The organism is Methylocucumis oryzae (assembly GCF_000963695.1).
GTDB classification, from domain to species: domain Bacteria; phylum Pseudomonadota; class Gammaproteobacteria; order Methylococcales; family Methylomonadaceae; genus Methylovulum; species Methylovulum oryzae.
Genome location: NZ_LAJX01000311.1, coordinates 1 through 1,995 on the forward strand (window position 1 = coordinate 1; position 1,995 = coordinate 1,995).

Below are 1,995 nucleotides of genomic sequence, written 5' to 3' on the forward strand. Positions count from 1 at the left end.
GGACAGGGTGTTTARGGTGCAGGTGTTGGCAGCAGGGATGCTGCCAACAAGCCTACAGGGATGTATTTACGGCGTCCTCGGCAACTGCTCCTGCGTTGCTCTACTACACGCCATCCTTGGCGATATGCACCCTGAATACCCTGTCCCGCCCTACGTTGATAGCCGTCATACCCATTAAACGCTGGCACGTCCAAATTCTTTTGCTGCATTTACCATAGCCACGATATTTTGCTCAGGAATGCCATAAGGCATCAGAACCGTACCGAAAAAAAACTTATTACCTTTGCTTAAGCCTGATGTAACAATGCGCTGCACTTCCATGCGCACTTGCTCAGGCGTCCAATCTAATAGCCGAATATCATTAATGACGCCGGCACATAAACCTCGCCCATTAATAATCTGCATAGAGTCCGTCACCTCTTCTAAAGGGCTTGGATAATAAGTTTGAAAACCTAAGCGCTGAATAACCAATTCCAATACACTATTAAGTCGAGCTGCGCCGACATAATAGACGAGTCCTGTTAAATCAAGCCCTGCTAAGTCGCGCTGCATCCAAGTTAGCGATAAGTTCTGAAATAATTTCATTGGAATAATATCGGTAGAACCATACGGGTCGGCATAGATAATAATATCCGCGCCAGCATTACGATAAGCCGCTAATTCACGTCTAAAAAAAGTCGAGCATTTTTCTAACAGCAAATCACGCACGTCGGCAGGGCCTAACATCAACAATTCCATCCACTTTTCCATCCCCATCAAAATAGCTGGCAATGACATAGAGGCTGTTACATAAGCGCAAATAGGCACTTTACCGCCGACTTCTCGCTTTAATATGGCTAAACACTTAGCTATTTCTGCAAACTTAGGCTGGCTTGCGATGTCGGCTGGAATATCAAGCTTTGCAATATCGTCATAGGATTGAATAATAAAATCTTCGACATTAGGTGGGCCATCATCAGCATAACAAATCTTGTTACAGCCTAATAATTCCGCTTCTCTACCCACGTAAAATAAGCTCCATACATTATCATGACCAAATTTTTCTAACATTTTGAGTTGAGCGGTAGCGACATATTCGCCATTAGAAAAATACTGTTCAATCGACATGCCTAACTCGCGGGCACCTTGGTCGAGAAGATTACAAAAAACCGGAATATGGTCGATGATATGGCCATTAGCCGCTGCGGCTAATCTTTCCATACTGGTGGTCATTGTTGTTTTACCTCGTTAATACAATCCATGAATACTTTTAATGCTGATACGCCATTCTCTGCCCACGCATCAGCCCCAACTAACGAATATAATTCCGTATCATAGCGAAACGGCGCACCACCTACGACAAGCTTAATTTTGCTTTCTAAGCCTTGTTCATGTAGCAATTTCCTAACCTTAATCGCACCTTTTTCACTGCGCGCCGTATGTACCATCATCGCTGAAACACCAATCACTTGCGCTTCTTTGCTAACGGCTTCTGCAACAAACTTTTCTGCCGAAACATTGACGCCTAAATCAATGACGTCAATCATTTGAGCTTTTAAGCAACCAATAACGATTCTTTTGCCTAAGGTGTGTAAGTCACCGGCAGCGGTGCCAATAACGACTCGACCAACAATTTCTGGTGGTGTTTTGAATAATTGCAGCATTTTTTCAGTAACATCCGCCGCAATTTGAGAAGTCATAAAATGTTGGGCCAGATTGGTGTCAAATCCTTGGTCTATCGCTTTAACCATTAAATCTAACGCTGGGATAACGACATTAAACACAATGTCTTCAGGACTGACGCCTCTATCAATAGCATCCATGACAACTTGAAACGCTCGCGCTCTATCTGTATCTAACACAGCCTCGTTATAAGCTTTGATGGCGTCCAACATTGTTAATCCCTATAAGTAATATGAATTTATAGGCTACTCACTTTAGTAGGGACAGGGTATTTAGGGTGCAGGTGTTGGCAGCAGGGATGCTGCCACCAAGCCTACAGGGATGTATTTACGG

General features: G+C 43.7%; 2 protein-coding genes. Both read right to left on the bottom strand.

Annotation, left to right across the window (positions count from 1 at the left end; translation table 11 throughout):
* Positions 1 to 174 precede the first annotated feature (174 nt).
* Positions 175 to 1,212 (bottom strand): uroporphyrinogen decarboxylase family protein, encoded by a 1,038-nt coding sequence (locus tag VZ94_RS20780; RefSeq protein ID WP_045780703.1) that lies wholly within the window; start codon positions 1,210 to 1,212, stop codon positions 175 to 177.
* A complete protein-coding gene (locus VZ94_RS20785) occupies positions 1,209 to 1,874 on the bottom strand; it encodes a cobalamin B12-binding domain-containing protein (protein WP_045780704.1) in 666 nt (221 codons plus the stop codon). Before VZ94_RS20785 ends, VZ94_RS20780 begins: the two co-directional genes overlap by 4 nt.
* Positions 1,875 to 1,995 lie beyond the last annotated feature (121 nt).

Excerpts from the sequence above, each read along its gene's own strand:
- VZ94_RS20785 (WP_045780704.1), bottom strand. The coding sequence starts at position 1,874 with ATGTTGGACGCCATCAAAGCTTATAACGAGGCTGTGTTAGATACAGAT.
- VZ94_RS20780 (WP_045780703.1), bottom strand. The coding sequence starts at position 1,212 with ATGACCACCAGTATGGAAAGATTAGCCGCAGCGGCTAATGGCCATATC.